The 26,422-nt window shown below is 56.4% G+C and carries 21 protein-coding genes and 1 tRNA gene; 12 read left to right on the top strand and 10 right to left on the bottom strand.

Annotation, left to right across the window (positions count from 1 at the left end; translation table 11 throughout):
* The first annotated feature begins 5 nt into the window (after nucleotides 1–5).
* The 3 genes from GF423_RS03335 to GF423_RS03325 are packed head-to-tail and all read left to right on the top strand — an operon-like array spanning nucleotide 6 to nucleotide 2,701.
* Nucleotides 6–1,646, top strand: a complete 1,641-nt coding sequence (locus GF423_RS03335; protein WP_154327045.1) for a dipeptidase — start codon at nucleotides 6–8, stop codon at nucleotides 1,644–1,646.
* A gap of 54 nt (nucleotides 1,647–1,700) precedes the next feature.
* Nucleotides 1,701–1,916 (top strand): hypothetical protein, encoded by a 216-nt coding sequence (locus GF423_RS03330; protein ID WP_154327044.1) that lies wholly within the window; start codon nucleotides 1,701–1,703, stop codon nucleotides 1,914–1,916.
* A gap of 20 nt (nucleotides 1,917–1,936) precedes the next feature.
* Nucleotides 1,937–2,701, top strand: a complete 765-nt coding sequence (locus tag GF423_RS03325; RefSeq protein ID WP_154327043.1) for a YaaA family protein — start codon at nucleotides 1,937–1,939, stop codon at nucleotides 2,699–2,701.
* A 120-nt stretch (nucleotides 2,702–2,821) separates the two neighbouring features.
* On the opposite strand, the gene glyA is transcribed toward GF423_RS03325, so the two are convergent.
* From glyA to GF423_RS03310, 3 genes are all read right to left on the bottom strand, one after another.
* Nucleotides 2,822–4,102, bottom strand: a complete 1,281-nt coding sequence (gene glyA / locus GF423_RS03320) for a serine hydroxymethyltransferase (protein ID WP_154327042.1) — start codon at nucleotides 4,100–4,102, stop codon at nucleotides 2,822–2,824.
* A 205-nt stretch (nucleotides 4,103–4,307) separates the two neighbouring features.
* The gene (locus GF423_RS03315) at nucleotides 4,308–4,874 is read right to left on the bottom strand and encodes a flavin reductase family protein (protein ID WP_154327041.1); all 567 of its coding nucleotides are present in this window, start codon (nucleotides 4,872–4,874) and stop codon (nucleotides 4,308–4,310) included.
* Nucleotides 4,875–5,087: 213 nt separating this feature from the next.
* Entirely contained in the window at nucleotides 5,088–6,773 is a 1,686-nt protein-coding gene (locus GF423_RS03310) for a hypothetical protein (protein ID WP_154327040.1), read from the bottom strand.
* Nucleotides 6,774–7,098: 325 nt separating this feature from the next.
* On the opposite strand from GF423_RS03310, the gene GF423_RS03305 reads away from it, so the two are divergent.
* From GF423_RS03305 to GF423_RS03295, 3 genes are all read left to right on the top strand, one after another.
* Nucleotides 7,099–9,042 carry an IS1634 family transposase gene (locus GF423_RS03305; protein WP_154327039.1) on the top strand — a complete coding sequence of 648 codons (1,944 nt, stop codon included), beginning with the start codon at nucleotides 7,099–7,101 and terminating at the stop codon, nucleotides 9,040–9,042.
* A gap of 258 nt (nucleotides 9,043–9,300) precedes the next feature.
* Nucleotides 9,301–10,215 carry a helix-turn-helix transcriptional regulator gene (locus tag GF423_RS03300; protein ID WP_154327038.1) on the top strand — a complete coding sequence of 305 codons (915 nt, stop codon included), beginning with the start codon at nucleotides 9,301–9,303 and terminating at the stop codon, nucleotides 10,213–10,215.
* Between the two features lie 82 nt (nucleotides 10,216–10,297).
* Nucleotides 10,298–10,663: an HIRAN domain-containing protein gene (locus tag GF423_RS03295; RefSeq protein WP_154327037.1), complete on the top strand. Its 366-nt coding sequence runs from the start codon at nucleotides 10,298–10,300 to the stop codon at nucleotides 10,661–10,663.
* 246 nt (nucleotides 10,664–10,909) lie between these two features.
* Here GF423_RS03295 and GF423_RS14040 read toward each other — a convergent pair whose 3' ends face one another.
* The gene (locus GF423_RS14040; protein ID WP_206113348.1) at nucleotides 10,910–11,188 is read right to left on the bottom strand and encodes a hypothetical protein; all 279 of its coding nucleotides are present in this window, start codon (nucleotides 11,186–11,188) and stop codon (nucleotides 10,910–10,912) included.
* Nucleotides 11,189–11,343: 155 nt separating this feature from the next.
* Here GF423_RS14040 and GF423_RS03290 point away from each other — a divergent pair, with 155 nt between their 5' ends.
* On the top strand, nucleotides 11,344–12,999 hold the full coding sequence (locus GF423_RS03290) for a fumarate hydratase (protein WP_154327036.1): 1,656 nt from the start codon (nucleotides 11,344–11,346) through the stop codon (nucleotides 12,997–12,999).
* 115 nt (nucleotides 13,000–13,114) lie between these two features.
* Here GF423_RS03290 and GF423_RS03285 read toward each other — a convergent pair whose 3' ends face one another.
* The 4 genes from GF423_RS03285 to GF423_RS03270 are packed head-to-tail and all read right to left on the bottom strand — an operon-like array spanning nucleotide 13,115 to nucleotide 17,752.
* Complete coding sequence (locus GF423_RS03285) at nucleotides 13,115–14,194, bottom strand: DUF4249 family protein (protein WP_154327035.1); 1,080 nt, start codon at nucleotides 14,192–14,194, stop codon at nucleotides 13,115–13,117.
* Between the two features lie 12 nt (nucleotides 14,195–14,206).
* The gene (locus tag GF423_RS03280) at nucleotides 14,207–16,666 is read right to left on the bottom strand and encodes a TonB-dependent receptor plug domain-containing protein (protein WP_154327034.1); all 2,460 of its coding nucleotides are present in this window, start codon (nucleotides 16,664–16,666) and stop codon (nucleotides 14,207–14,209) included.
* 2 nt (nucleotides 16,667–16,668) lie between these two features.
* Nucleotides 16,669–17,247, bottom strand: coding sequence for a hypothetical protein (locus tag GF423_RS03275; protein ID WP_154327033.1), 579 nt, complete (start codon nucleotides 17,245–17,247; stop codon nucleotides 16,669–16,671).
* A 58-nt stretch (nucleotides 17,248–17,305) separates the two neighbouring features.
* Entirely contained in the window at nucleotides 17,306–17,752 is a 447-nt protein-coding gene (locus GF423_RS03270; RefSeq protein WP_154327032.1) for a hypothetical protein, read from the bottom strand.
* Between the two features lie 271 nt (nucleotides 17,753–18,023).
* On the opposite strand from GF423_RS03270, the gene GF423_RS03265 reads away from it, so the two are divergent.
* Both GF423_RS03265 and GF423_RS03260 read left to right on the top strand, forming a co-directional pair.
* On the top strand, nucleotides 18,024–18,971 hold the full coding sequence (locus GF423_RS03265) for an IS30 family transposase (protein ID WP_154326857.1): 948 nt from the start codon (nucleotides 18,024–18,026) through the stop codon (nucleotides 18,969–18,971).
* 138 nt (nucleotides 18,972–19,109) lie between these two features.
* Nucleotides 19,110–19,181 (top strand) — tRNA-Met (locus GF423_RS03260).
* Nucleotides 19,182–19,551: 370 nt separating this feature from the next.
* Here GF423_RS03260 and GF423_RS03255 read toward each other — a convergent pair.
* The gene (locus tag GF423_RS03255) at nucleotides 19,552–20,397 is read right to left on the bottom strand and encodes an aldo/keto reductase (RefSeq protein WP_154327031.1); all 846 of its coding nucleotides are present in this window, start codon (nucleotides 20,395–20,397) and stop codon (nucleotides 19,552–19,554) included.
* Between the two features lie 48 nt (nucleotides 20,398–20,445).
* Nucleotides 20,446–21,609: an iron-containing alcohol dehydrogenase gene (locus GF423_RS03250; protein ID WP_154327030.1), complete on the bottom strand. Its 1,164-nt coding sequence runs from the start codon at nucleotides 21,607–21,609 to the stop codon at nucleotides 20,446–20,448.
* A 157-nt stretch (nucleotides 21,610–21,766) separates the two neighbouring features.
* On the opposite strand from GF423_RS03250, the gene GF423_RS03245 reads away from it, so the two are divergent.
* The 3 genes from GF423_RS03245 to priA all read left to right on the top strand — a co-directional run bounded on the left by GF423_RS03245 (nucleotide 21,767) and on the right by priA (nucleotide 26,392).
* Nucleotides 21,767–22,582: a helix-turn-helix domain-containing protein gene (locus GF423_RS03245; protein ID WP_235911513.1), complete on the top strand. Its 816-nt coding sequence runs from the start codon at nucleotides 21,767–21,769 to the stop codon at nucleotides 22,580–22,582.
* 151 nt (nucleotides 22,583–22,733) lie between these two features.
* Entirely contained in the window at nucleotides 22,734–23,924 is a 1,191-nt protein-coding gene (locus tag GF423_RS03240; RefSeq protein ID WP_154327029.1) for a glycosyltransferase, read from the top strand.
* Nucleotides 23,921–26,392 (top strand): replication restart helicase PriA, encoded by a 2,472-nt coding sequence (gene priA / locus GF423_RS03235; protein ID WP_154327028.1) that lies wholly within the window; start codon nucleotides 23,921–23,923, stop codon nucleotides 26,390–26,392. The genes GF423_RS03240 and priA overlap by 4 nt, the downstream gene beginning before the upstream one ends.
* The last annotated feature ends 30 nt before the right edge of the window (nucleotides 26,393–26,422 follow it).

Below are 26,422 nucleotides of genomic sequence, written 5' to 3'. Positions count from 1 at the left end.
CACGTATGAAAAAATTCTTTCTCACCATGGCTGCCATGGCGGCCGTGATGCAGGCACTGGCCTGCACAAGCATCATCGTGGCCAAGGGCGCCAGCACCGACGGCAGCGTGATGTGCACCTACAACTGCGACTCTTTCGGCGCCTTTCACCCGCTCTATCACTTCAAGGCCGGGCGCCACACCAAGGGCGAGATGCGCAAGGTCTATGACCGCGACATGCGCACCTACTGGGGCGAGATCCCCGAGGCCGAGGAAACCTACAACGTGATAGGCAACATCAACCAGTGGCAGGTGTCGATAAGCGAGACCACCTTTGGCGGCCGCGAGCAGTGTGTCGACTCTACGGGCATTCTCGACTACGGCAGTCTCATGGACATCGCCCTGCAGCGCAGCAAGACCGCCCGCGAGGCCATCAAGGTGATGACCACCCTTGTCGACACCTATGGCTACAACAGCGAGGGCGAGTCGTTCACCGTGTGCGACCCCAACGAGGCCTGGATTCTCGAGATGCTGGGCTGCGGCCGTGGCAGCAAGAAGACAGTGTGGGCCGCAGTGCGCATTCCCGACAATGCCATCAGCGCCCATGCCAACAAGAGCCGCATCGAGAAAATCGACATGAAGGACAAGCGCAACTGGATGTACTCCAAAAATGTAATCTCCTTTGCCCGCAAAATGGGCTGGTACAGCGGCAAGGATGCCGACTTCAGCTTCTGCGATGCCTATTGCCCGGCCAGCTTCGACAACACTCGCTATTGCGAGGCCCGCGTGTGGGCTTTCTTCAACAAGTATGCCTCGGGCATGGAGCGCTACCTGCCCTATGCCTCGGGCACCGACCTCAAGGCCGAGCGCATGCCCTTGTGGATTGTGCCCAACCGCAAGCTCAGCGTGGCCGATGTTGAGGCCGTGTTGCGCGACCACTACGACGGCACACCGCTCGACATGAACCGCGACTTGGGGCAGGGCATCTATGAGACGCCCTACAGGCCCACCCCCTTGAGTTTTAAGTACCAAGGCAAGGAATACTTCAACGAGCGCCCCATCTCTACACAGCAGACGGCCTTCAGCTGGATCACCCAGTCGCGTTCTTTCCTGCCCGACGAGGTGGGCGGCGTCATCTGGTTTGCCAACGACGACGGCAACATGGCAGCCTACACCCCCGTGTACTGCTGCAACACCGATGTGCCCGAGTGTTTCAAGGAGAAGAATGGCGTGAGTGCCGTCAACTTCTCGATCGACAATGCCTACTGGGTGTGCAACTGGGTGGCCAACATGGTGTATCCGCGCTACAGCATGCTCTTTCCCGAGCTCAAGGCCGTGCGCGACTCGCTCGAGAGCGGCTTCTTTGCCGCACAGCCTGTTGTCGAGAAGCAGGCTCTGGAAGCCGGCAGCCCGGCCCAAGCTGTAGAGCTGCTCACGCGCTACAGCTGCGACCAGGGTGCCCACATGCTCCAGGCTTGGCGCGACCTGGCTTTCAAGCTCATTGTGAAGTACAACGATGGCATCGTGCGCGAGGAGCATGGTGGCCACTACGAGATGAACGAGAGTGGCTTCCGCCCCAAGTTCACCCGTCCGGGCTATCCCGAGGCTGTGAAAAAAGAGCTGGTGGAGTCGACCGGCGACCGCTATCTCGTGCCCGCCAAGCCCTGATGCCGCCCCGGCCACCTCGCAGCGAAAAGATTTTTTTTTGTTGTTTTTTTTGAAATGGATAAGACAGTAGCACACAATCATAACTGCTCAGGCACAAGCACGCGTTGGCGTGCATTGCTCTCAATATCGGTCTTTGCCGTTGCCTTGATGGTGGTGGCTGGCTGCGACTCGTGGCTCATCTACGGAGTGGGCTATGTGATCACGCCCCACAGCTTTATCGGTGAAGCATGGGGCGCAGCTGTAAGACTAAAAGTAACAACATACAATTAAAACAGAAACGCTACATCAAGATGCAGATACTTCTGGCCAATGCCAAGATTATGTTTCCCGCCGAGAAGGTGACGGCCAAGGCCTGGTCGCAGCCTCGCTTCCAGGCCGTGGCCAGTGTGCTGGCCCGTGAAATGGCCCAGCTCGATGTGGAGGAGCTGGCTCGCCAGCTGGATTGCAGCCCAAGGATTGCGGCCGAAAACAAGTTGCGCTACGCCAACTTTGACTTTGCCCGCCCTGTGCCGGCCGTCATGGCCTACAACGGACAGGCCTACAAGCACCTGCGGGCTGCCTCGCTCGGCCACGAGGCACTGGTCTACGGGCAGGAGCACTTGTGGATCACCTGTTTTCTTTACGGGTTGCTGCGTCCCATGGACGCGATCGTGCCCTATCGCATGGAGCACTGCGTGAGGCTTGAGGCCACTGGCGACAAGCCAGTGAGCCAGTTCTGGCGCGACCGGCTCACCGGTGTGCTCATCGACAGCGTGAAGGCCGACGACGGCATCCTTGTGCACCTCTCCACGGCCGAGTATGAGCACCTGTTCGACTGGAACCGGGTGAAGCGCGAGGTGAAGGTGATACAGCCCATGTTCTGTGTGAGCAAGCTGGGCAATCTCAAGGTGCAGGCCGTGTGGGCCAAGTCGTGCCGCGGAGCCATGACGCGGTTCATTCTCGAGCAGCGGCCCGCGTTGCCTGCCGCGTTGTGTGCCTTTGAGCACGAGGGCTTTGTCTTCGATCCCGGCCTGGGCGGCGAGACGCATCCCTATTTTGTGAGAGAGGATGCCTGAGCCGCCGGTGCACAGATAAGAAACAAATAAGCCCGAGAGCTGCACATTGCAGGACTCTCGGGCCTATGTTTTATAAACTTAAAAACGCGTTGCTGTAGCAGCAGCGGCGGTGGATGTGGATTACCATGCAAAGATGGGGTAGTCCTTCATGATGCTGTTCACCTTCTCGCGCACGGTCTTGATCACTGTCTCGTTTTCGGGATCGTGCAGCACAGTGTCGATGAGATCTACAATCACGGGCATCAGCTCCTCTTTGGCGCCGCGGGTGGTGATGGCAGGCGTGCCCACACGCAGACCGCTGGTCTGGAAGGCGCTGCGGTCGTCATAGGGCACCATGTTCTTGTTCACCGTGATGTCGGCAGCCACGAGCGCGTTCTCGGCCACCTTGCCGGTGAGCTCGGGAAACTTGGTGCGCAGGTCGATGAGCATGCAGTGGTTCTCGGTGCCGCCGGTGCATATCTTGTAACCCTTGTCGACAAATGCCTGTGCCATGACGGCGGCATTCTTCTTCACCTGCAGGGCATATTGCTTGAATTCGGGCTGCAGCGCCTCGCCGAAGGCCACTGCCTTGGCTGCGATCACATGCTCGAGCGGGCCGCCTTGCACGCCGGGGAACACTGCCGAGTCGAGGAGCGACGACATCTTGCGTATCACGCCCTTCTTGGTGGTCTTGCCCCACGGGTTGTCGAAGTCCTTGCCCATCAAGATGATGCCGCCGCGCGGGCCGCGCAGGGTCTTGTGGGTGGTCGAGGTCACAATGTGGGCATATTTCAATGGGTTCTTGAGCAGGCCGGCTGCAATGAGGCCAGCCGGGTGTGCCATGTCGACCATGAAGATGGCGCCCACCTCGTCGGCAATCTTGCGCATGCGCTCATAGTCCCACTCGCGGCTGTAGGCGCTGGCGCCGCCTATGATCAACTTGGGCTTCTCGCGCAGAGCCACTTCTTCCATCATGTCGTAGTCGACCAGCCCGGTCTCCTTGTCGACGTCATACTCGCAGTCGTTAAACATGATGCCCGAGAAGTTGACTGGGCTTCCGTGCGAGAGATGGCCTCCCATGGCAAGGTTCAGACCCATGAACTTGTCGCCAGGCTTCAAGCAGGCCATAAACACGGCCATGTTGGCCTGTGCGCCGCTGTGAGGCTGCACGTTGGCATACTCGGCGTCGAAGAGCTTCTTCACGCGGTCGCGGGCGATGTTCTCGCTCTCGTCCACACACTGGCAGCCGCCATAGTAGCGGTGGCCAGGATAACCCTCGGCATACTTGTTGGTGAGGCAACTGCCCATGGCGCGCATCACCTCGTCGCTCACAAAGTTTTCACTTGCAATCAGCTCCATGCCGTGCAGCTGGCGATTGTGTTCTTTCTCGATGATGTTGAAAATCTCAGTATCTTTAAACATAGCTGAAATGTTGTTAAAAAGGTTGTTTTATTTAGATAAGGGTGTCTTCTTGAAATAAAAGATGCTGTGCAGCGCCCCCCGGGGTGTACTGTCGTCAGGCCCTTGTGCCTGAGACGGCCCAAGCAGTCGCCTTGACGTGTGCAAACTTAGTCAAAATTTTTGACAAAGCCTTGTGTTTGCCGCGTTTTATTTTTCTTCTCGGCGCTCACTTCTTCTTCTTCACGCTCCAGCCAAAGTGGCCCAGGGCCTTGCCCAGCGTGTAGTACTGCCCGTGCACATAGGCGATGAGCCCGGCCTGCTCGAGGTCAAACTTGCCCGTGGCCGGGTCGATGTAGCGCTCGTCGGCCAGCACGCCCATCACATCGGCTATAAACATGTCGTGGCTGCCCAGGCGCACAATGTCGCGCACACTGCACTCGATGCTCATGGGCGACTCCTCGATGTAGGGGGCTGCCACCTTCACTCCCTTGACAGGGGTGAGGCCCATTTCCTCAAACTTGTTGTAGTCGCGCCCGCTGCGCACCCCGCACCAGTCGGTGGCCCGCGCCAGCGCCTGGGTGGTGAGATTGAGGGTGAAGGCCATGTTGCGCTCGATGATGTCGTGGCTGTAGCGCTCGGGGCGCACCGACACGTAGCACATGGCCGGGTCGGAGCATATCGTCCCCGTCCAGGCTGCAGTGAGCACGTTGTATTCCTCGGGCACGGCACCGCACGTGACCAGCAGGGCTGGCAGCGGATAGATCATGGTGCCCGGTCTCCAGTTTTGTTTCATAGTCGTGTTGTATCCAAAAGATGGCATGTAGCTGCCTTGGTTGGACAAAGGTAGCAATTATTGCCGAATAATGGCGGCAAGCGAGCGTGTGTTTTTCCCTGTTGAGGCATGCAAAGGCCGGCCGGCAGGCGGGGGCGTAGTGTTGTACCCGCTGTCGCGGCCGGCCTTCTTGTAGCTTTGGCTGCCTGCGAGGGCGGCTGCCGCTGTGGCGCGCTATTTCACATAGGTCTTTTTACCGTTCTTGATGAGCAAGCCCTTGGCATTGGGGCTCACTTTCTGGCCCAGCATGTTGTAGACTGCGCCGTCGTGCTCGCTGTCGCGGCTTATGGTGGTCACGGCCGTGCTCATGCCTTGTGTGATGTGATAGTCGAGATAGGCGCCTGGGAAGGCAAATCGCAAGGTGGCCTCGCGCATGGGCTCGCCTGCAGGCAGGGCCTGGGCGTCGAGCACGGCATGGGTCGAGTAGCCCAGCTCGCTGCCGGTCTCCTCGCGCAGGGTGATGCTGAGCCACGAGGGCAGGTCGACCTTGGCTGCAGCTGCCTTGCCTTGGGGGCTGCTGCTTGCCGCGCTGGTGGTGATGGTCCATGACGTGGAAGGCATCGACGAGAATAGCTCCAAGTCGTAGACTTCGCCCGTGGTGAGGAAGTCGTGGCCCTCGGGCTCGATTCCCGACCTGAAGGTGAGCCAGGGCCGCTCGGTCTCGATGAAGATCGACGGTGCGGTGTAGAAGTTGGTGCCCACGGTGTTGTTCACGCCCACAAGGTTCACGGTGCCGTCGCTTTGCGTGATGCCCAGGTAGCCCAGCTCGCCATAGCCCTCGTCGACCTTGTCGCTGCTGCACAGGAGCGTGAAGTCGCTGATGGCGTCGTTGTTGTATCCCGATACAACGACAAGTATGTCGGTGTTGATTTCGGGCGTGTTGCCGTCGTCGTCTTTCATGAGTATCGACAGCATGCCCGAGGCAGCAGTGTTGATACTGTCGATGGTGACCATTCCAGTGGCGATGCGGCGCACGAGTGTGGGCGTCACGGCCTGGGTGTCGCTATAGGCGGGAATGTTTTTCAGCTCATATATTTCGGCCTTTATCAGGGCGTTGGCGTTGCGTGTCCACTTGAGCTTTTGGTATTTCACACCCACGTGGTTGATGAGGTAGGGGTGTGCTGGCTTCTCAAAGGCAACGCCCGAGTAGTCGTAGCCTGCTGTGTTGCGCCCGAAGGTGTAGGCCTTGCTGCTGCCGCTGGCTGCATATTGCGTATCGAGTGTGTAGTAGAAGCTGCTGCCCGAGGCTGTGCCCGTGCGGTCGGTCTTGGAGGCATAGTACTTGCTCGACTCCCACATGTGCCGCACCTTGTAGGTCTCGGAGGTGGCATATTTCCAGTTGGGATAGGTCCACATCGTCGAGGGCACGTATTGCAAGCTCTTGTTGTAGCCGCCCATGAAGTAGGTGGCTGTGGTGTCGGGCGCGCCCGTGGCCGTGAGCGTGGGTATGCTGTCGCTTATTCTGAGCGAGTAGGGCACGGTGAAGTCGGTGTCGCTCGAAGTGATGGTTTCCTCGTCGAGATTCTTGAGCACGGTAACTCGCCAGTCAAATGCCGTGGCACCGGTCGAGGTGTTGACAAAGGTCACGTTCTGGTAGGGCGTGGAGTGCAACCAGGGTGCATAATAGGCCCACACGCCTGTGGCATCGTCCTTGGTGTAGTAGGGGCAGTAAAACACGCCGCGAGGCCGCTTGTAGCTCACTTGAAAGGTGCTGCTGCCCTCTTGCTGTGCACGGGCCTGGGCTGCCGGAGCCTGAGTGGCAAGGGCGGCTTCGGCCTGCCCGTCATCATATTGCTTCTGGGCGCCGATCGTGCCTGCCGAGAGCAGGAGAACGCAGGAGAGAAGTAATTTTTGTTTCATTTTGTTGGGAATTTGGAGTTGTTTGTAAAAGAATGGTTGGTTATTGTTGCAAAGATAGCGCATTGCGGCGTTTCATGCAAAATCTTGCAACCCTTTTTTCCTTGCAGCCCGCCCCACACCTGGACCTCAGGCGCACGCGTGGGCAAGTTGACGCGGGCAAGCCACTGCCATGTGAAAGATTTTCACTACCTTCGCGTGAGAACACAAACTTTACGGGACTTTGACAGTTAGAGCGTAAAATTTTTTCTAATGAATTGTTGCACAGTTCATTTTTTATTTGTATATTTGTAGCTAATAGTAGTTATTACATTAAAGGATTATAGATATGAAGGCGACATTCGGCACTACGAAGAAGGGCACGTGGGCTTACATCCAGAAGTCGGTGCGCATCGACGGCAAGTCTACCACCAAGACTGTCAGGCGGCTGGGGCTGCTTGAGGACATCAGGCGCAAGTACGGCTGCCAGGACCCGCGCCAGTGGGTCAGGGACCTGGCGGCCCGCATGACCGAGGAGGAGAAGGCCGGCAGGGAGCGCATTTCGGTTGACTTCTACCCGGGCCAGACCGTGGGCAAGGGCGACCTGCCTCTGCGGGCGGGCGGCGACCTGATGCTGCTGCCGCTTTACAACAGGCTCGGCCTGCCCCGCATGTGCGCCGAGATCAAGAAGGCGAGCAAGGCGAAGTTCGACCTCGACGGGATATTGAGGACGCTGGTCACGGGCCGTATGCTCTTCCCCTGCTCCAAGCAGAGGACGCTGCGGAAGGCGCAGGGGCTGGTGCGGCCTCCGAAGTTCGGCGAGGCCGACATGTACCGGGCCCTGAGCCTGCTCTCGGGCCACATCGACGACATCCAGGCCGGCGTCTACGCCTGCTCGGCCAGGTTCATGGAACGCAGGGACAGGGTGATCTACTACGACTGCACCAACTACTACTTCGAGATCGAGGACAACGACAGGGACACGGTGGACATAGAGACCGGCGAGCTCGTGGCCGGGCTGCGCAAGCGCGGCAAGTCGAAGGAGAACCGGCCCAGCCCCATCGTGCAGATGGGCATGTTCATGGACATGGACGGCATCCCGCTGGCCTTCGTGGTCTTCCCGGGCAACGAGTCGGAGCAGGCCACGCTCCAGCCGCTCGAGGATGTGCTGAGGCGCAAGTTCGGCCTGACCGAGTTCGTCGTCTCCACCGACGCCGGCCTGGCCTCGGAGGGCAACCGGCGCTACAACATGGACCAGGGCCGCGACTACATCTGCGTCCAGTCGATCCCCTCGCTGCCCGCCGCCGACCGCCGGGCCGCCGTCGACCCCAGGGGCTGGAGGCTGGGCTACTGCGCCGACGGGGAAAAGGCCAGGCTGCTGCGCGAGAAGTACTCCGACGGCGGCCTCTACAACCTGGACGTGCTGCGCGAGGGCGGCCAGGCTGACAGCTCCCTGCTGCGCCAGACCACATTCTACAAGGAGATACTTGTCGACAAAACCGTGAAATGCCTCAACCCGCAGTGGCTCGAGGCCCGCAGGGAGAACCCCGGCGCAACGCCCGTCGACGCCCGGGGGCGACGCATCAGGCAATGGCAAAGCTCCTCCAGGGCCGAGAGGGTCATCGTCACCTACAGCCACGACTTCGCCCTCTTCCTCAGGCACAAGCGCGCCGAGCGCCTCGCGGCGGCCAGGAAGATAGTGGCCAGGGGGCAGGCCAACCCGCGCCGCTCGCAGCAGTCGCCGCTCAACTACATAGAGACCATACACAAGACCGACGACGGACAGACGGCCGTCAAGACCGAGATGGTCATCAATGACGACATCCTCGGACAGGAGGAGAAGCTCGACGGCTTCTACGCCTACGCCACCTCGCTCGATGACGAGGCCACGCTCGTGCTCAAGGCACGCTCCTTCCATCACGAGATAGAGCACCTGTTCCGCACCACCAAGACCCACCTCGAGGCCCGGCCCGTCTACCTCTCCAGGCAGGACCGCATCCGCTCCCACTTCCTCGTCTGCTTCCTCGCACTGCTGCTGCTCAAGCTCCTGCAAAAGCAGCTGGCCGACTCGTTCCCCGAGGCCTACAAGGAGCACCCCCTGACCGTCGACCAGCTGATCGACACTCTCCAGAACCTGCGCTTCGGACAAATCCAGGGACTGGGATACGTGCCCATGTTCCAGCGCACCAGCCTCACCGACCAACTGCAAGAGCTTGCCGGTGTGGAAGTTAACAAACAGATAATCACAAAAGCAGCGATGAACGCGTTCTACCGAAAGGTTAACAAAGGTTAATCTTTGCGACACCGAAAAATTAGCTACATTACTTTGCTATATAAAGTATTGTGTAGCAATACGTTAATACAACAAACTGTCAAATTAGGAAAGATAGCGCATTGCGGCGTTTCATGCAAAATCTTGCAACCCTTTTTTCCTTGCAGCCCGCCCCACACCTGGACCTCAGGCGCACGCGTGGGCAAGTTGACGCGGGCAAACCACTGTCATGTGAAAGATTTTCACTACCTTCGCGTGAGAACACAAACTTTACCAGCGATGAAGAAACCCGAGTTGTTTAAAGAATACATCTGGCTTGTGAACATCATCAAGCACTACCGCAAAATCTCCTTGCAGGAAATCAACACCCTCTGGCTCGAGACCGAGATGAGCGAGGGCATCCCCTTTGCCCGCTCTACCTTCAACCGCCACAAGGATGCTATCGAAGACATGTTTGGCATCATCATCGACTGCGACCGTCGCGACGGCTACCGCTACTACATTGCCAACGAGGAGGTGCTGGGCCAGCACACGGTGCAGAACTGGATGCTCTCGACACTCACCGTGAGCAACGTCATCGCCGCTGGCATGTCGCTGCGCGGCCGCATCCTGCTCGAGTCTATCCCGGTGCAGGGCAAGAAGCTCGCCGTTGCCATTCATGCCATGCGCGCAGGCTGCTGCCTGATGATCGACTACCGCAAGTATGGCTCAAAGCAGTCGCGCCAGTTTGTTGTTGAGCCCTACTGCCTCAAGTACTTCCGCCAGCGATGGTACATCCTGGCCCGTTACAAGAAAAATGGCTACTATGCCATGCTCTCGCTCGACCGCATCGAGGACATGCTCGTGAGCGACGTGCGCTTTAAGCTCGACCCCGACTTTGACGCCGAAGAGTTTTTCTCGGCCTATTACGGCGTTTTTGTCGACGACGAGGTTGAGATCACTACCGTCACCTTGCGCGCCCACGGTCTTGAGGCCTACTACCTGCGCGACCTGCCCCTGCACGACTCGCAGCGGCTCGTGGCCCATGGCGACGGTTGGGCCGACTATAAATTGCAGCTTCGACCCACGGCCGACTTCATTGCCAAGGTCGTGTCGCGAGGCTCCTGGCTCGAGGTGCTCTCGCCACAGTGGGTGATCGACAAGGTGGTTGCGGCCCACAGGGAGGCTATAGAGCGCTACGAGCAAAAAAAATAGTTTTTTTTCTTAATCTTGTACCATGTTTTGAAACATGCAGCTTCTATCTTTGTAGCAGTAAACGATACAATACACTACTACGATGATAGCAAAAAAATTGTATTACACCGATTGCCACCTCGCAGGGCGCAAGTATTATGATGCCGATGAGGTGTGGGAAAAGCTCAAAGTGGGCACCCTGCTCCACCTGGAGTGGGACAGCTCCAATACCCACGACGACAATGCCGTGGCCGTGTTCTACATCGACCCCGACGTGACCGGCGACGACGGCCGCTACATGCTGGGCTACCTGCCGTGCAGCCACAACGAGGTCGTGGCCGCGTTGCTCAAGATGGGCTGGACCCAAGTGATGGAGTGCCGCATCAGCAAGCTCGACGCCGATGCCCACCCCGAGGCGCAGGTGCGGCTCACCCTGCGCATCAAGCGAAACGGTGCTCGGGAAAAATAGTGTGATTACTGCCACTTTCCTGGCAAGGCACGTGGCCGCGGCGAGAGGCAAGAGGCACGTTGCTGTCCTAATCTTAATTTTTTTTTTTCACGATTGCCTTAGGTTTTTTTCCGGCAATGAGCCGCTGCACCCTGACTGTGTGGCGGCTTTTCGGTGTGTTGTGCCGTGATTGGTTTTTGGTAGTTCAATACAAATCGGTTATCTTCCTGCAGCATAAAGTTGAAAGGCCCGTTGGCAATTCAAAGGTCAAAAACACGCTTTCTTGATTTTGCATTTCGCTCGACTTGCAGTAATTTTGGATAAATTACGCTGCGTCTCGGGAATGCCAAAATCAAAAACAAGTTCCCCCGATTTTGCATTTCGCTCGACTTGCAGTAATTTTGAATAAATTACGCTGCGTCTCGGGAATGCCAAAATCAAAAACAAGTTCTTGATTTTGCATTTCACTCGACTTGCAGTAATTTTAAATAAATTACGCTGCGTCTCGGGAATGCCAAAATCAAAAACAAGTTCTCGATTTTGCATTTCGCTCGACTTGCAGTAATTTTAAATAAATTACGCTTCGTCTCGGGAATGTCAAAATCAAAAACAAGTTCTTGATTTTGCATTTCGCTCGACTTGCAGTAATTTTGCACAAAGAAAATTCTACGTAACACAACCAATAACACTTAGATTTTATTATGGCAAATACTCCTGAGTTTAAGTATGCTCCCATGTTTCAACTGGGAAAAGACGACACTGAGTATCGCCTCCTCACCAAGGAGGGCGTGAGCACCAGTACTTTTGAAGGCAAGGAAATATTGAAAGTCACCCCCGAGGCACTCACGCTGCTGAGCCAGCAGGCTTTCCACGACTGCGAGTTCATGCTGCGCCGGGCCCACAACCTGCAAGTGGCTCAAATCCTGAAGGACCCCGAGGCAAGCGAAAACGACAAGTATGTGGCACTGCAGTTCCTGCGCAACGCCGAGACTGCCGTTAAGGGCGTGCTTCCCTTCTGCCAGGACACGGGCACGGCCATCATCCACGGTGAGAAGGGTCAGCAGGTGTGGACGGGCTTCAGCGACGAGGAAGCGCTCTCGCGCGGCGTGTACAACACCTACACCAACGACAACCTGCGCTACTCGCAGAATGCTCCGCTCACCATGTATGACGAGGTGAACACGCGTTGCAACCTTCCTGCCCAAATCGATATCGAGGCTACCGAGGGTGCCGAGTACCGCTTTGTGATGGTGGCCAAGGGCGGCGGCAGTGCCAACAAGACCTATTTCTACCCCATGACCAAGGCCACGATTCAGAACGAAGGCACCCTGCTGCCCTTCCTGGTCGAGAAGATGAAGAGCCTGGGCACCGCAGCCTGCCCGCCCTATCACATTGCCTTTGTGATAGGCGGTACCAGTGCCGAGAAAAACCTGCTCACCGTGAAGCTGGCCTCGATCAAATACTACGACAACCTGCCCACCACCGGCGACGAGACGGGCCGCGCCTTCCGCGACGTTGACCTCGAGGCCAAGCTGCTCGACGAGGCCCACAAGATTGGGCTGGGCGCCCAGTTTGGCGGCAAGTACCTGGCCCACGACATACGTGTGATACGCCTGCCGCGCCACGGCGCCAGTTGCCCCATTGGCATGGGCGTGAGCTGCTCGGCCGACCGCAACATCAAGGCAGTGATCAACCGCGACGGCATCTGGCTCGAGAAGATGGACGACAATCCAGGCGAGCTCATCCCCGAGCAGTATCGCCAGCCTGGTGAGGGCAAGGGCGGCATTGTGATCGACCTCGACAAGGGTATCGACGCCGTGCGCAAGGAGCTCACCAAGTACCCCGTGAGCACCCGTGTGAGCCTCAACGGCACCATCATCGTGGCTCGCGACATCGCCCACGCCAAGCTCAAGGCCCGCCTCGACAAGGGCGAGGACCTGCCTCAGTATTTCAAGGATCACCCCATCCTCTATGCCGGCCCGGCCAAGACGCCCCAAGGCTACCCCTGCGGCAGCATGGGTCCCACCACGGCCAACCGCATGGACCCCTATGTCGACGAGTTCCAGGACCACGGCGGCTCGCTGGTGATGATTGCCAAGGGCAACCGCACGCAGGTGGTGACCGATGCCTGCAAGAAGCATGGCGGTTTCTACCTGGGCACCATAGGCGGCGTGGCCGCAGTGCTCTCGCAAGACTCCATCAAGAGCATCGAGTGTGTTGAGTATCCCGAGCTGGGCATGGAAGCCATCTGGAAAATCACAGTCAAAGACTTCCCGGCCTTCATCCTTGTCGACGACAAGGGCAACGACTTCTTCAAGCAGCTCAAGCCCTGGACTCCCTGCAGCGCCTGCAAGTAACCTCACTCTGGCTACACACACAGCCTCTCAACGACAACGATTGCGCCAGAACCCCGCCATGTGGGTTCTGGCGCAATCTGTTTTGCTGTGCCAGGCTCTTGTGCAAATTGCCAGGCTACTGGTGCCCCACGCGCCAGAAACCGTAGGTGAGCGTGCGCGTGCTGCTCACCGCCCCTACATTGCCCCAGCCGCCTTCTACGTTGCTGGGGATGCGCACGGGGTTGGCCATAGGGTCGTCGAAGGCAATACGGTAACGCTCATAGGCCTTCCAGAAGTAGTACAAGGGTTGAGAGAGCGCATCGACCTGGAGGTGAAGTATTGGCTCATTTTTGAATTTCACCTCGGGAACCAGTATGGTGAAGGTATAGTCCTTGCCGTTGAACAAGTGGTCGTCAAACATGGAGCTGAACCTGGCGGGCCAGTTGCCCCAAGCCGTGGTGAGTTGTGGGTCGGAAAACAAGAGATCGTCGGAACTGAATAGATAGATCGTATAAGAGCGGAGAGTGCAGTCGGCATACATGTTGTAGTAGTTGGGCACACTGGGGTCAATGTCGTGGAGGGTAATCGAAACTCTCATGGCTGAATCCAATAGGTAAGTGTTCGCTCTGCCTAACCCGGCAAGATTGAGGTTCCACTTGTGATACACTCTCTCGATACTGTTGACTCTTATCTCTGGCACAGGTTCGACCATAGTACTTGCTATGGCTTCGTAAGTTTTGGCGGGGTCTTCTCCCAGCAATCCTCCCTTGCAGCTTGCCTTGAATGTGAGCTTGTCGCCAGGCTGCGGGCGGTAGTCACACGTATAGTACCACATCGAAACCCTGGCCGATGAGTCGACAAACTCCGTTGGGGTCATTTCAATGGGCGTGCCTCCGTTCACTTCAAGGGTCACATGGGCCGAATGCGTCAGGTTGCGAGCGATGTGTTCTTTCCGGTCCCAGTCGTATACGACAGCTCCCCAGTCATACACGTACTCCCAAAATGACGAGTATTTCTCGACCATGGGATATTGCGCCATCGCATTGCTTGTGGCTAAGCTCACAAAGAGTTTAATCCTTGCCCCCGACTGGACCACCGAGTTGAGCTCCAGTTGAAGGTTTTGGCCATACTCAGTGGGATAGTCTATATCGGTCTCACAGCTTGAGAGCAGCGCCACCATTGCTGCAAGCAAATAGATAATAGCATGCTTTTTCATTTTTCCCAATTTTTAAAATTTCACACCAAAGTTGATTGAGGGCATGATAGGGAATGGGCACACTCCCTTGAGCACCCGATGCCCCGACTTGTAGCCCAAAAACACATTGCTCACGTTGCGGTGATTATAGACGTTATACACGCTCAAGCCCAATTGAATGCTGCCCCAGCGCTTGTACAGATTTAATGTCGCGCTCAAGTCGAGATGGTGCACGCTGGGCATCACGTAGCCGTTGGGATGGCGGTAGGTGGCAAAATCCAGGAAATAGTACCACAAATTTCTATAATACTCATCGCGTGTTCTCTTGTCTAACCCGTCGATCCAATAGGAGTAATCTTTTTCATGCACCTCAATCTCGTAGGGGTCATTGGAGTAGGGACGCAACCCATGCACGCTGTAGGTGGTCAAGGTGCCGCGCCGACCACTTTGCCAGGTGAAGGCAGCGCCCAGGTCGATAGAGTTCTTGCCGCGCAGCTTGAAGTGCTGATTGAGAGTGACCTGCAAGTTGTGGCGGCGGTCGTTGTTGGCATAGTATTCCTGGCCGTCGTTCACTTCCTGTCCCGGGCGGTCGAAGGTGCGCAGCGACTTGGCCCATGTGTAGCTCACCGAGCCAGTGAAGGCTCCCTTGAGTTTCTGGGCAAACAATTCCACGCCATACGTTCGGCCTTTGCCCAGCACCACGAGATTGCGCCAATCGCTATTGGAGAAATAAGAGGCACCTTCACGATATTCCAGCAGATTGTTTTGCCACTTGTAATAGCCCTCTATGCCTATCGAGATGCCAGGGTTGGTCTCAAAGCTGTAGCCCAGGGCTGTGAGGTCGCTTTTTACGGGGGGAATCACGTCGGTCACAGGCACCCACACGTCGGTGGGCGATACCAGGGTCGATGTAGTGAGTCGGTGTATGCCTTGAGCCATGTGGCTGTAGGAGGCCTTGATGGCGTGATGGCTCGAGAGCAGGAAGCGCGACGAGAGTCGCGGTTCTGGACTCACCCACGTTTTACCCGAGGTGCAGAACAGGGCCATGCGCACGCCCACATTGAAGCGCAGCCATTGCCATGGCTGCATCTCGTCTTCGAGCCACAGGGCGGCCTCGGTGAAGTTGTAGCGTCTGCCGCCTATGAGCGTGTCGATGTCTACCCTCGTGTTGTTGTACAGCTTGTCGTCGTCCTTTCTCACAGGAGTATTAGGGTCGAGCGTGTAGAAGCTATAGGTGCCATGTTTGTGCATCTCTACCGTGGGGTTATAGCTTTGGTGGCCGGCCGTGACGCCAGCCCTCACGCTGTGCCCCTTGAGCACGCCAGTCTCTACCTCAAATTTTGCTTGCCACTCATCGATATCGCTGTGTTGCGTGGAACTGCTCATCTCCTCGGTCAAGGCCAGGTCGCGCAACTTATTGTAGTTGTGCATGTAGTCGGTTGTGGTGCTCGACATCTCATAGCGGTAGGCACTGTAGTGCGCACCGGTGTGGAAGGTGATATAGTCGGTGAGCTTCAAGTCCCAGTTGATGCCCAGCAGCAGGTTGCTCCAGTTGTTGCGGTCTTTAGAGTCGCTCTTGAGCGACATCGTAGATTTGTTATCCATCGTGTATTCTCCGCTCGAACTGCTGTCGGGGGCTGCCGACTTGCGGTCGCGCCCCCAGTAGACCATGGCCGTGAGTTGGGAGTGGTCGCTCAGGTTGTGTGTCACCCGGGCTGTGAGGTCGAGATAGTTGAGCTTGGAGTAAGGCCTAAGACTTGCAGGCTTGTCATATACCTTGTTGAGTACCGGCTCGGTGAGCAGATTGAAATAAGACACTCTTGCCCCCAGGTTGAATGATGTGTGTCCTGGCCATATTGGTCCCTCGCATTGAAACCTCGACGAGAGTACCCCCACATTGACCAAGCCATGATAGTGATTGAAGTCGCCAGGCCGCAGCCCCACATTGATTACGCTCGAGAGGCGGCCGCCATATCGGGCAGGAAAAGCACCGCGATAGAAATCGACCCAATCCACCAGGTCGCTGTTGATGGCCGAAGTGTAACCACCCAGGTGCTCGGCGCTGAAGAGCGGCACTCCGTCGAGCAAGATCAGGTTCTGGTCATAGTCGCCGCCTCGCACGTAGATGGCGCTTGCACCGTCGCCGCCGCTTTGCACGCCTGGCAGGCGCTGCAGCACCTTGAGCACGTCGACCTCACCCAGCAGGGTGGGCAGTCGGGTGATTTGCGCCGGCGTGATTGAGAGCGCACTCATCTGCGAGGATCTCAGCCCAAAATCGGAGTGCTGCCCCACCACCACCACTTCTCCCAATCTCAAGCCGTCTTTCATTGAGTCACGATGCGATTTCGCACTGTCGCTTTGGGCAGTTTCTCTCTTGACTTGATGAGTTGCTACTGGCGCTGCTGCCACTGCCATCGCCATCGGGAGATATAGCATGGCAATGACGGCTGCATGCGCAGCAACTGTGATTTTTATTCTATGCTTCGCTCTCATCTTTACCGAGCCGCATCTTGGTAGATATAAAAACTGTCACGAGGACACCATACTAACAAGAAAAGAGAGACTTCAACCCAAAAATGCCTTTCTTCCTTGCGGAAATTTGGCCCTATATACACTTCTAATCTTCGGTCGCGGTTAAACTTGACGACTTCGATCGTGTCGGGCTCGGCCGAAAGATATCTTACCCCAACTCTCTCACCAAGGCGGTTGTACTCGTTGATTGTTGAGTCGATGCCAGTACCTTTTTTCAATAAATCCAGTTGTAACCAATCAGGCTGATAGGTTTTGCTGATAGTGTCGAAATAGATGCCTTGCTGCATGTAATACCTGAGAAGAATATTATCATCGCCCACATATCCGCTGTCACATAGGATTGTGCCCGACAGTGTGTCGCCGGCAGCTGGTATCCTGATACTGTCGGGAAAATCTATTGCAAAATCGGGAGCAGGGCCATTTGGCCCGATTGGAACATCTTTCTCATCATCGTCACCGCATGCTGTCATCCCAGCTATGAGTATTGCGCAGAGCAAGAATGGGATAAGCCGAAAAATTCTGCTCGTTTTTACCTCTTTCATGATTCAATTCCTTTATGTGAAACAATTTTTTGGCTTGTCAATCAACGCTTGGTTACAATCATGTCTTTTCGGTTGGACCAAGTCGTATTGGGATAACTTGTGCCAGGTTCACCATGCTGGTGCCGAGTGGTCGGGTCCATTCGGTGCTGTGCTGTAACTCGGCTTTTGCGCCAAGTGACATGGCGGCGCGAGGGGACTTTCCCAACATGCGTTGTGGCGCGAAACTGGAAGCGGCGTGGCTGGCCTGGTCATCGCTTTGGCAGGCTGCTAAACTCACTGTTGCCACAAGCAACCACACTGATGAGGATAGACTGAAGTTGTTCATCATTTTAAGCTGTTGTTGAGTAAAAAGAAGGTTCTTCTCGATTTTGTATTGATACAAAGATAAATAGATTTTATAGCAATTCAAAATTTTTTTGGGCTCATTTTTTTTGTTTTTTGAGTTTGCATTGCTTGGGCGGATATAGCCGCATTTTTGTGAGACGTTGGTTTGCTTAGGAAGCAAGGTCGGGTCGTGATAATTGTTGCAACAAGCTTGTGTCGTTCACTACTGCTCGGCTGGACTTGAAAACGGTCTGTTTTGGGTCAATGTTGTGCTAATTCCAATTAGAAGTGCAAAACTCTGCGGTGCATTAAAACATGAAAAACACCGCGGAGGTTTGCCTTGCGGCTGGGGGCGCGAAGCCCCCAAAGAGCATTGGCGGATAACTTAAGCAATACAAAAAAAGAGGAGATCTTTCGTTCCCCTCCCTAAGATTAATTAATTTTGTATTGTGATGTATAAACAATTAACCTCGGAGCAAAGATACACAATAAGTGTGCTACTCCAAACGAAATTCTCACTTAGTTTCATAGCCGAGACTATTGGTGTGTCAGTAAGCACGGTTTCTCGTGAGCGAAGGCGTAATTCTAATGCTAAAGGCGTTTATGACGCACGTACGGCCGTATTGAAAGTCAAACGACGCAAGGCCAGGACACCTGGCAATCGCCGTATCGCTCCCTATGTACGCAGCCGTGTTTTTGAACTTATCCGTAAGGAGCAGTGGTCGCCGGAGGAAGTCGCCGGATGGCTTGGCAAGAAAGAGGGCATCACGGTGTCCAAGTCAACCATATACAACTGGATAGCGGCCCTTTCCCCACATTACGGGGACAACATCCGAAAGCACCTCAGGCATGGAGGCAGACCAAGGCAAAAGTCCTTGCTTACCACCAAGGCGCATATTCCCAACCGCCTCTCCATTGACGAAAGACCGGAAACGGACTATGGACAGACCATAGGAGACTGGGAGATGGACACCATCGTAGGAAAGGAAGGCAAAGGTGCCATCGTTACTCTGGTTGAGAGGAGGAGCTGCTTTATGCTCATGGAGAAACTCGATACGGGAAAGCAGGCCGTTCCACTGGCATATGCCGTGGTGAGACTCATACGGGAGAGCGGGTTGCCTGTAAGGTCGATAACGACAGACAACGGGCCGGAGTTTGCCGCACACGAAATCATTGCGAGGGAACTTAACACGAAAGTTTACTTCGCACATCCGTACTGCTCGTGGGAGAAGGGAGCTATCGAGAACATGAACGGGCTCATCAGGCAATATATTCCGAAGAAGACGGACTTTAGGGGAATTTCAAGGCTATATGTCAAGAGCATCATCGAAAAATTAAACAACAGGCCAAGAAAGAAAAACGGATTTCGAAAGCCCAAAGACATGATTAAAGAAAAATAGCGTAACTTTGCACTTGCTTCTGGAATCCGCCGTTGGGCCTCGAGTGTAAAATAGTGTTAAATATTGGTCAAAAATCGAACTTTTTTGGTTTTTGCTATTGACAAATGCCGAAAAAGCGTTACCTTTGCACACGCAAATCGCGGAGTGGAGCAGTGGTAGCTCGTTGGGCTCATAACCCAAAGGTCGTCAGTTCGAGTCTGGCCTCCGCCACAAGTAAGGACTGGTTCGATATATTTTCGAGCCAGTTTTTTTTTATGTATATAGGTCGTCGACTGTTGAGGCTCCTCATGGGCGCCGCCGGGAGGGGGGCGGCCTAAAGCTGTTAGGGATAGGTTTAAATACCTTCGCTACAGGTTGTCGTGGCTGCGGAGCGGTGGATTTCTCAGTAATAGGAAAACCCGGCAGCTTGATTTCCGAGCTGCCGGGTTTTCGATAGATGGTTGCCAAAAGGGATTGAGCCTTGAAGCCTCGCGCCGCTTGCCACATCCCGATGGCTTCCCAATGTCTTTTTTTTGACCTGCATGGATGGTTCTGGCCTCAATGCCTTCAAGTTCCAGCCTATGCTTGTTTCTTGGTCATTTTATCCGTAGTTCTCGAGGAGGTATTTTATAAACTGGGGGTCGCCAAAATTTTTAGTGCCCGTGTCGTGCTGGTTCATGCTGGCAATCAATGCCAGCTCGTCGGCAGTCAACGAGAAGTCGAAGATGTCGAAGTTCTGCTGCATGCGCTCCTTGTGCGTACTCTTGGGGATGGCTACGATGCCTCGCTGGGTGAGCCAGCGCAGGGCTACCTGTGCAGCACTCTTGTTGTATTTCGCACCGATGCCTGCCAGCAGTTCGCTCTTCACGATGCCATCCACGCCTTGTCCGCCCAGGGGTCCCCATGCCATCATCTTTGTATCGAACTGTGCAAGAAACGGTTCGATGCCTGTCTGCTGGATGAGGGTGTTGCATTGCAGCTGGTTCACCATTGGCTTCACGTCGACATAGTGGGCGAAGTCGAAGAAGCGGCCAGCCTGGAAGTTGCTCACGCCTATGGCTCGAGCCTTGCCGTCGCGATAGGCTTTCTCCAGAGCCCGCCACGTGCCAAACACGTCGCCATAGGCCTGATGAATGAGCAGCAGGTCGACGTACTCAGTCTGCAACTTGCGCAGGCTCTCGTCGATGCTCTTGGCGGCCTTTTGCTCGCCAGAATTTGAGATCCACACCTTCGTCACGATAAACAGGTCTTCGCGCCCTATGCCGCTCTTGCGCCAGGCCTTTCCCACGCCTTCCTCGTTGTGGTAGGCCTGCGCCGTGTCGATAAGCCTGTAGCCCACATGCAAAGCATCGGTCACGCAGCGTTCACACTCATCGGGCGAGACCATAAACACGCCATAGCCCAGCAAGGGCATTTCAACTCCATTTGATAAAGTGATCGTTTCCATTTTAATCTATATGTATTTACTATTTTCTGCAATGTGCTGTTTTGCGATCTACAAGCTTGCCACCAAGATTTCCCTTATGTCCTGCTCAGTCAAGGGGACGTAGGCCTTGTCGAGCCCCTCGTTGACGGCGACGTGATGAGCCATCTCGTCGATGCGGCTGTCGTCGATGCCCACGTCACGCAGGTGCATGGGGATGTTGATGCTCTCAAAGAACTTGTAGGTTGCATCGATGGCCTTCTGGGCAATCTCCTGCTTGGGCAGCGAGGCGTCGATGCCGAAGACGTTGATGCCGTACTTCACAAAGCGGTCGATGGTTTTCTCGCTCAGGATGTGCCTCATCCAGCGGGGCGTGATGATGGCCAGACCCTCGCCGTGTGTGATGTCGTAGTAGGCCGAGAGGGCATGCTCGATGGCATGGCAGGGCCATCCCGACGGGCTGTTGCCCAGCGAGAGAATGCCGTTGCAACCGTAGGTGCAGTCGAGCATCATCTCGGCACGTGCATTGTAGTCCTCGGGATTATCCAGGCACTTGCGGCCATTTATCATCAGGCTGCGCAGCATCGACTCGCAGAAACCGTCGTTGAGCAGCGTCGTGTCGGCGGCAAAATACTGCTCCATCGTGTGGTTCATCGCGTCGGCAATGCCTGCGGCAGTTTGCTTCTTCGACACGCTGAAGGTGTATACAGGGTCGAGAATCGAAACGGCAGGAAACAGGTGCGGGTCCATGTAGCCAATCTTGTCGTTGGTCTCGGTGCGCGAAATCACTCCTCCGCAATCATATTCCGAACCCGTAGCGGCAAGGGTGATGATATCGACGATGGGCAGGGCTGCCTGCGCCTTGGCCTTGTAGGAGATCAGGTCCCAGGGGTCGCCGTCGTACTTGGCTCCGGCAGCGATGGCCTTTGAGCAGTCAAGCACACTGCCGCCGCCCACAGCCAGAATGACATCGATGTTGTGCTCCTTGCACAGGCGCACACCGTCGAGCACCGATGGGTCGTATTTTGGATTGGGCTGTATGCCAGAGAGCTCTACGATGTCGTAGCCTTCCAGCAGTTTTATCACACGGTCGTAAAGGCCTATCTTTTTAATGCTCCCGCCACCATAGGCGAGAAGAATTTTTTTACCAAACTGCGACATTACACTGGGCAGCTTCACAATCGACTCCCTGCCAAAAATGAGGCGAGTCGGGGTCATGTAATCAAAGTTTTGCATGCTCTGTTTTTTTTGATTTCTTGTTGCAAAGATATGATGTTTTTTTTATTCCCAGCTTTCACAAAAAACATTGTTGTTTTCACTTTTTGCACAATTCGTTAGTTTGGGTAAAAAGTAGTGTGTAATTTTGTGCAGCAAAATTGTAGCCTTGGTGCCTATGAAGGTAGATTTCAGGTATTCCACTTGCTTCCAGGCGATGAATGCGCCTGATTTGCGCACCACCTGTGTGCACCTGCTTTGCACAGCAGGCGAGGGCAGTTTTGTGTTTAATGAGCGCTGCTATCATATCGTAAAGAACGATCTGGTGGTGATTCCCTGCCCTAACCGTGTGAGCAACCTCGCTCCCCATGCCGACATGCAAGTCGAGTGGTTTGCTGCCGACTACAAATTCTTGCAGAGCCTGCTGCCGGCCAACAACTATAGCATAGGTGGAAGCATCTCGTTGAATCAGGATCCCGTCATCAAGCTCACCCACGTGCAAGCCCGCTCTGTGCTCGCCGACTTCCACAACCTGCGTGACCGCATGGGCGACCGCCATCTGCTTTTCTATCGCGAACTCATGGGGAGTCTATGCCTGACCATGATGTACGACATCTTCGAGGCTCATGCCCAGCATGGCGTCCCCCACGCCCACAGCGACCGCACGGCCTATATTGTGAAACAGCTCATGGCTCTACTCGCTACTGGCATCAGCCGCACAGAGCGTGACGTGAGTTACTACGCCTACCGCTTGAACGTGTCGCCCAAGTATCTCTCGGCTACTGTAAAACGTGTGACGGGTCACAGTGTCACCTCCTACATCGACCGCCACACCGTGCCCATACTGAAAGACTACCTGAACGACGACCGCTTGTCGCTCACCCAGATAGCCGAAATGATGAATTTTTCATCGCTCTCTTACTTCAGCCGCTACTGCACCAAGCACCTTGGCCAGTCGCCCAGCGCGTGTCGCCAGAGCCTTCAGCCCAAGTAACCCTCACCCGTGATGGGCCGGGGGGCCGGGGCACCTGTGTGGTTGCTATGTGTTTTTTGGTGCATGGCCTGTTAAAATGGGCGCAAGCGTTGTTATTGTCGCCGAAATGTGTTAAATTTGCTCATTGTTTTGTGACGCTCTTAAAAAGGATATGACGAGGAAAATCGCAGTCGTGTTTGAAGGCAACTACACGAATCGCTACGGAGGATTCAACGCGGTCATCAACCGCGTGGTGAGTTTGCGTGCCATTGCCGACTATGCCATCGACGTGTACATGATACAGGTGTACGACAAGGGACTCACGCGGTTGCGCCGCGAGAGCACTCCTGCCAGCGAGCGCCCCGCTGCCATCGAGGTGGAGGGCGTGAAAATCGTCATGTGGTGGGTTGAGCGCTCGTGGCTCGACTCGCTGGGGCACCGCATGCTGGGCTTGAGCCCAACCGTGATGCTGGGCCGGCTGCGCGCCTTGAGCGCGCGGCTCAGGGACTACGACATCGTATCGGCCCACGACCGGCTGGCGGCTCATGTGGCCCTTGAGGCAGGGCGCCGCTATGGCATGCCCGTGTTTTTCTCGTGGCACGGGGCCAGCATCTACACCGATCCTGTCGAGGACCGCATGATAAGGCGCTGCACGGTCGAGCTGCTCAAGAGCCCCACGTGCAACTTCTTTGTGAGCGAGGGCCTGGTGAGAGAGGCGCACAAGCTCACCCCGCATTTCAAGTATGAGATACTGCTCAACGGCGCGCCGCCGCAGTTTCATCGCTATAGCGCCGCCGAGCGGCACCGGCTGCGTAGCCGCCTGGGCGTGGAGGACTGCAAGGTGGTGGCCTATGCCGGCCGCTTTGAGCCGGTGAAAAACGTGTTGTGGCTGCCCGACATCTTCCACCGCATCGCCCTCAAGTACGACGGGCGCGTCGTGTTCTGGACCATGGGCAGCGGCTGGCAGAGCGACCATGTGAAGCGCGGCTTCGACGACAGTGGCATCGACTACAAGATGTGGGGCAAGGTTGCCCCCGAGCGCATGCCCGAGTTGTTCAACTGCGTCGACGTGCTGGTGTTGCCCAGCCGTCTCGAGGGCTTCCCGCTGGTGACCATCGAGGCGCTGGCCTGCGGCGCCAATGCCGTGGCTGCCGACACGGTGAGTACTGCCGAGGGCATAGGACGCGACAATGTGTTTGTGCTCGACGACGATTTCATCGACAACATCTCTTCGCGGGCTGCCGAGATGCTCGCCAGGCACATCGACCAGCCTCTGCCTGAGGCGTGCAGCTGCGCTGCTACGGCCAAGAAAGAAAACGAGATCTATCAACGATATTTAACCAAGCTACCAAAGAATCAATGAGCCAATATGCCGAAGTCTTGCTGCCTCTTGCCATCCAGGGCACCTATACCTATCAAGTGCCTGCCGCGATGACCCACGGGGTAGCGGTGGGGTCGCGCGTGCTTGTGCCTTTCGGCCGCAGGAAGATGTACACGGCCATTGTGGTCATGCTGCACGACCACAAGCCGCAGGGCTACCAAGTGAAGGAGATTGCCTCACTGCTCGACGCCCGTCCCATCTTGCGGCACCCCCAGCTCAAGTTGTGGGAGTGGATTGCCGACTACTACCTGTGCTCGATGGGCGAGGTGTATCGCGCTGCCGTGCCCAGCGGGCTCAAGGTGGAGAGCGAGACGTTTGTGAGCGTCAACCCCGACTACGAGGAGGAGAGCCCTGGTCAGCTGCGCGACCGCGACAAGGTGGTGCTCGACATGGCCAAGACTCGCGGACGCGTGCAAATCGACGAGATTGCACGCGCCACCGGCTTTGGCAACGTGGTGAACCAGGTGAGCCACCTGCTCGACTTGGGAGCCATACGCGTGAGCGAGCGTGTGGTCGACAACTACCGCCCCCGCACCGAGAAGTGCGTGCGCCTGGCTATCGCGCGCAACGACGAGGCCAGCTTGCACCGCTTCTTCGACGAGCTCAAGCGTGCCAAGAAGCAGGAACAGCTGTTGCTGGCCTACCTCGACCTGTCTCGCTGGCTGCAGCGCGGCCAGGAGGTGAAAGAGGTGACCCAGGCTGCGCTGCTGGAGCGTGCCGGGGTCACCCAGCCCGTGCTCGCGGCAGCCGCCCAGCGCGGTGTGTTTGAGCTCTACAAGCGCGAGATCAACCGCTTTGCCGAGCTGGGCAACAAGCTCCAGAGCCTGCCGGTCTTGAGCCAGGACCAGCAGCGGGCCTATCACGAGATACACCAGTGCTTCAAGCAGCAGGCCATCACCTTGCTGCACGGCGTGACCTCGAGCGGCAAAACCTCGATCTACATGCACCTCATTGCCGACGCCCTGCGTCAGGGCAGGCAAGTGCTTTATCTCGTGCCCGAGATTGCCCTCACCACCCAATTGACTCACCGCCTGCGCGCGGTGTTTGGCGACAAGCTGCTCATCTATCACTCCAAGTTCAGCGACAACGAGCGTGTCGATATATGGAAGCGCCTGCTCGACAAGGCCGAGCCCTGTGTGGTGATAGGGGTGCGCTCGAGCGTGTTTCTGCCCTATGCCAACCTGGGGCTGGTCATCGTCGACGAGGAGCACGACACGAGCTACAAGCAGCAAGACCCGGCTCCCCGCTACAACGGGCGCAACGTGGCTATGATACTGGCCATGATGCACGGTGCCAAGATACTGCTGGGCTCGGCCACACCCTCGATCGAGGTGTATCACCGTGCCCTCGAGGGCAGCTACGGCCTGGTGCGGCTCACTACGCGCTACGGCGACATCAAGATGCCACTGGTGCAGATCATCGACACCAAAAAAGCCCGCAAGAAGCACGAGATGAATGGCATGTTCTCGCTCGAGCTCATCAAGGAGTGCCGCCGCGCCCTCGAGGCCGGCGAGCAGGTCATACTGTTCCAGAACCGCCGCGGCTATGCTCCCATGGTACGCTGTAAGGAGTGCGGCTGGGTGCCCACATGCCGCAACTGCGACGTGTCGCTCACCTACCACAAGCTCACGCGCTCGCTCACCTGCCACTATTGCGGCTACACCATAGGCCTGCCCGACTTGTGCCCGGCCTGCGGCCTGCCCGGCATCGAGATTGTGGGCTACGGCACCGAGCGCATCGAGGACGACATCGATCAGGTGTTTCCCGACGAGAAAATATCGCGCATGGACCTCGACACCACACGCAACAAGAACAGCTACGACCGCATCATCGACGACTTCTCGAGCCACCGCACCAATATACTGGTGGGCACCCAAATGGTGACCAAGGGTCTCGACTTCGACGGTGTGAGCATCGTGGGCATTCTCAATGCCGACACGATGATAAGCTTCCCCGACTTCAGGTCGGGCGAGCGGGCTTTCGACATGATGGAGCAGGTGGCGGGCCGCAGCGGCCGCGCCCACAAGCAGGGCAAGGTCATCATCCAGACCTCCAATCCCAGCCACCCCGTGGTCGACTATGTGACCCGTCACGACTATGAGGGCTTCTATCGCCACGAGCTGGGCGAGCGTGAGAAATTCGGCTTCCCGCCCTATACCCGCATCATCAACATCTATCTCAAGCATCGCGACGACGCCATGGTGGGCGAGGTGGCTGTGCGCTATAGCGGGCTGCTGCGCCAGGTGTTCGGGCAGCGCGTGCTGGGTCCCGAGGCTCCCATGGTGGCCAGGGTGCAGAATTTCTACATACGCCAAATCATGCTCAAGATGGAGCTTGAGGCCTCGATGGTGAAGGTGAAAAAGATATTGCGCGGCATCTACGAGCGCATGGTGAGCATCGACTCACGCATGAAATCGACTATCCTGTACTACGACGTCGACCCCATGTGACCCGCTGCTGCGCGCCAGGCCCCTGGCGAC

Source organism: Sodaliphilus pleomorphus (genome assembly GCF_009676955.1).
Lineage (GTDB): Bacteria > Bacteroidota > Bacteroidia > Bacteroidales > Muribaculaceae > Sodaliphilus > Sodaliphilus pleomorphus.
The sequence above is the reverse complement of the archived record's forward strand: the minus strand, read 5'-3'. Positions and strand labels throughout refer to the sequence as shown.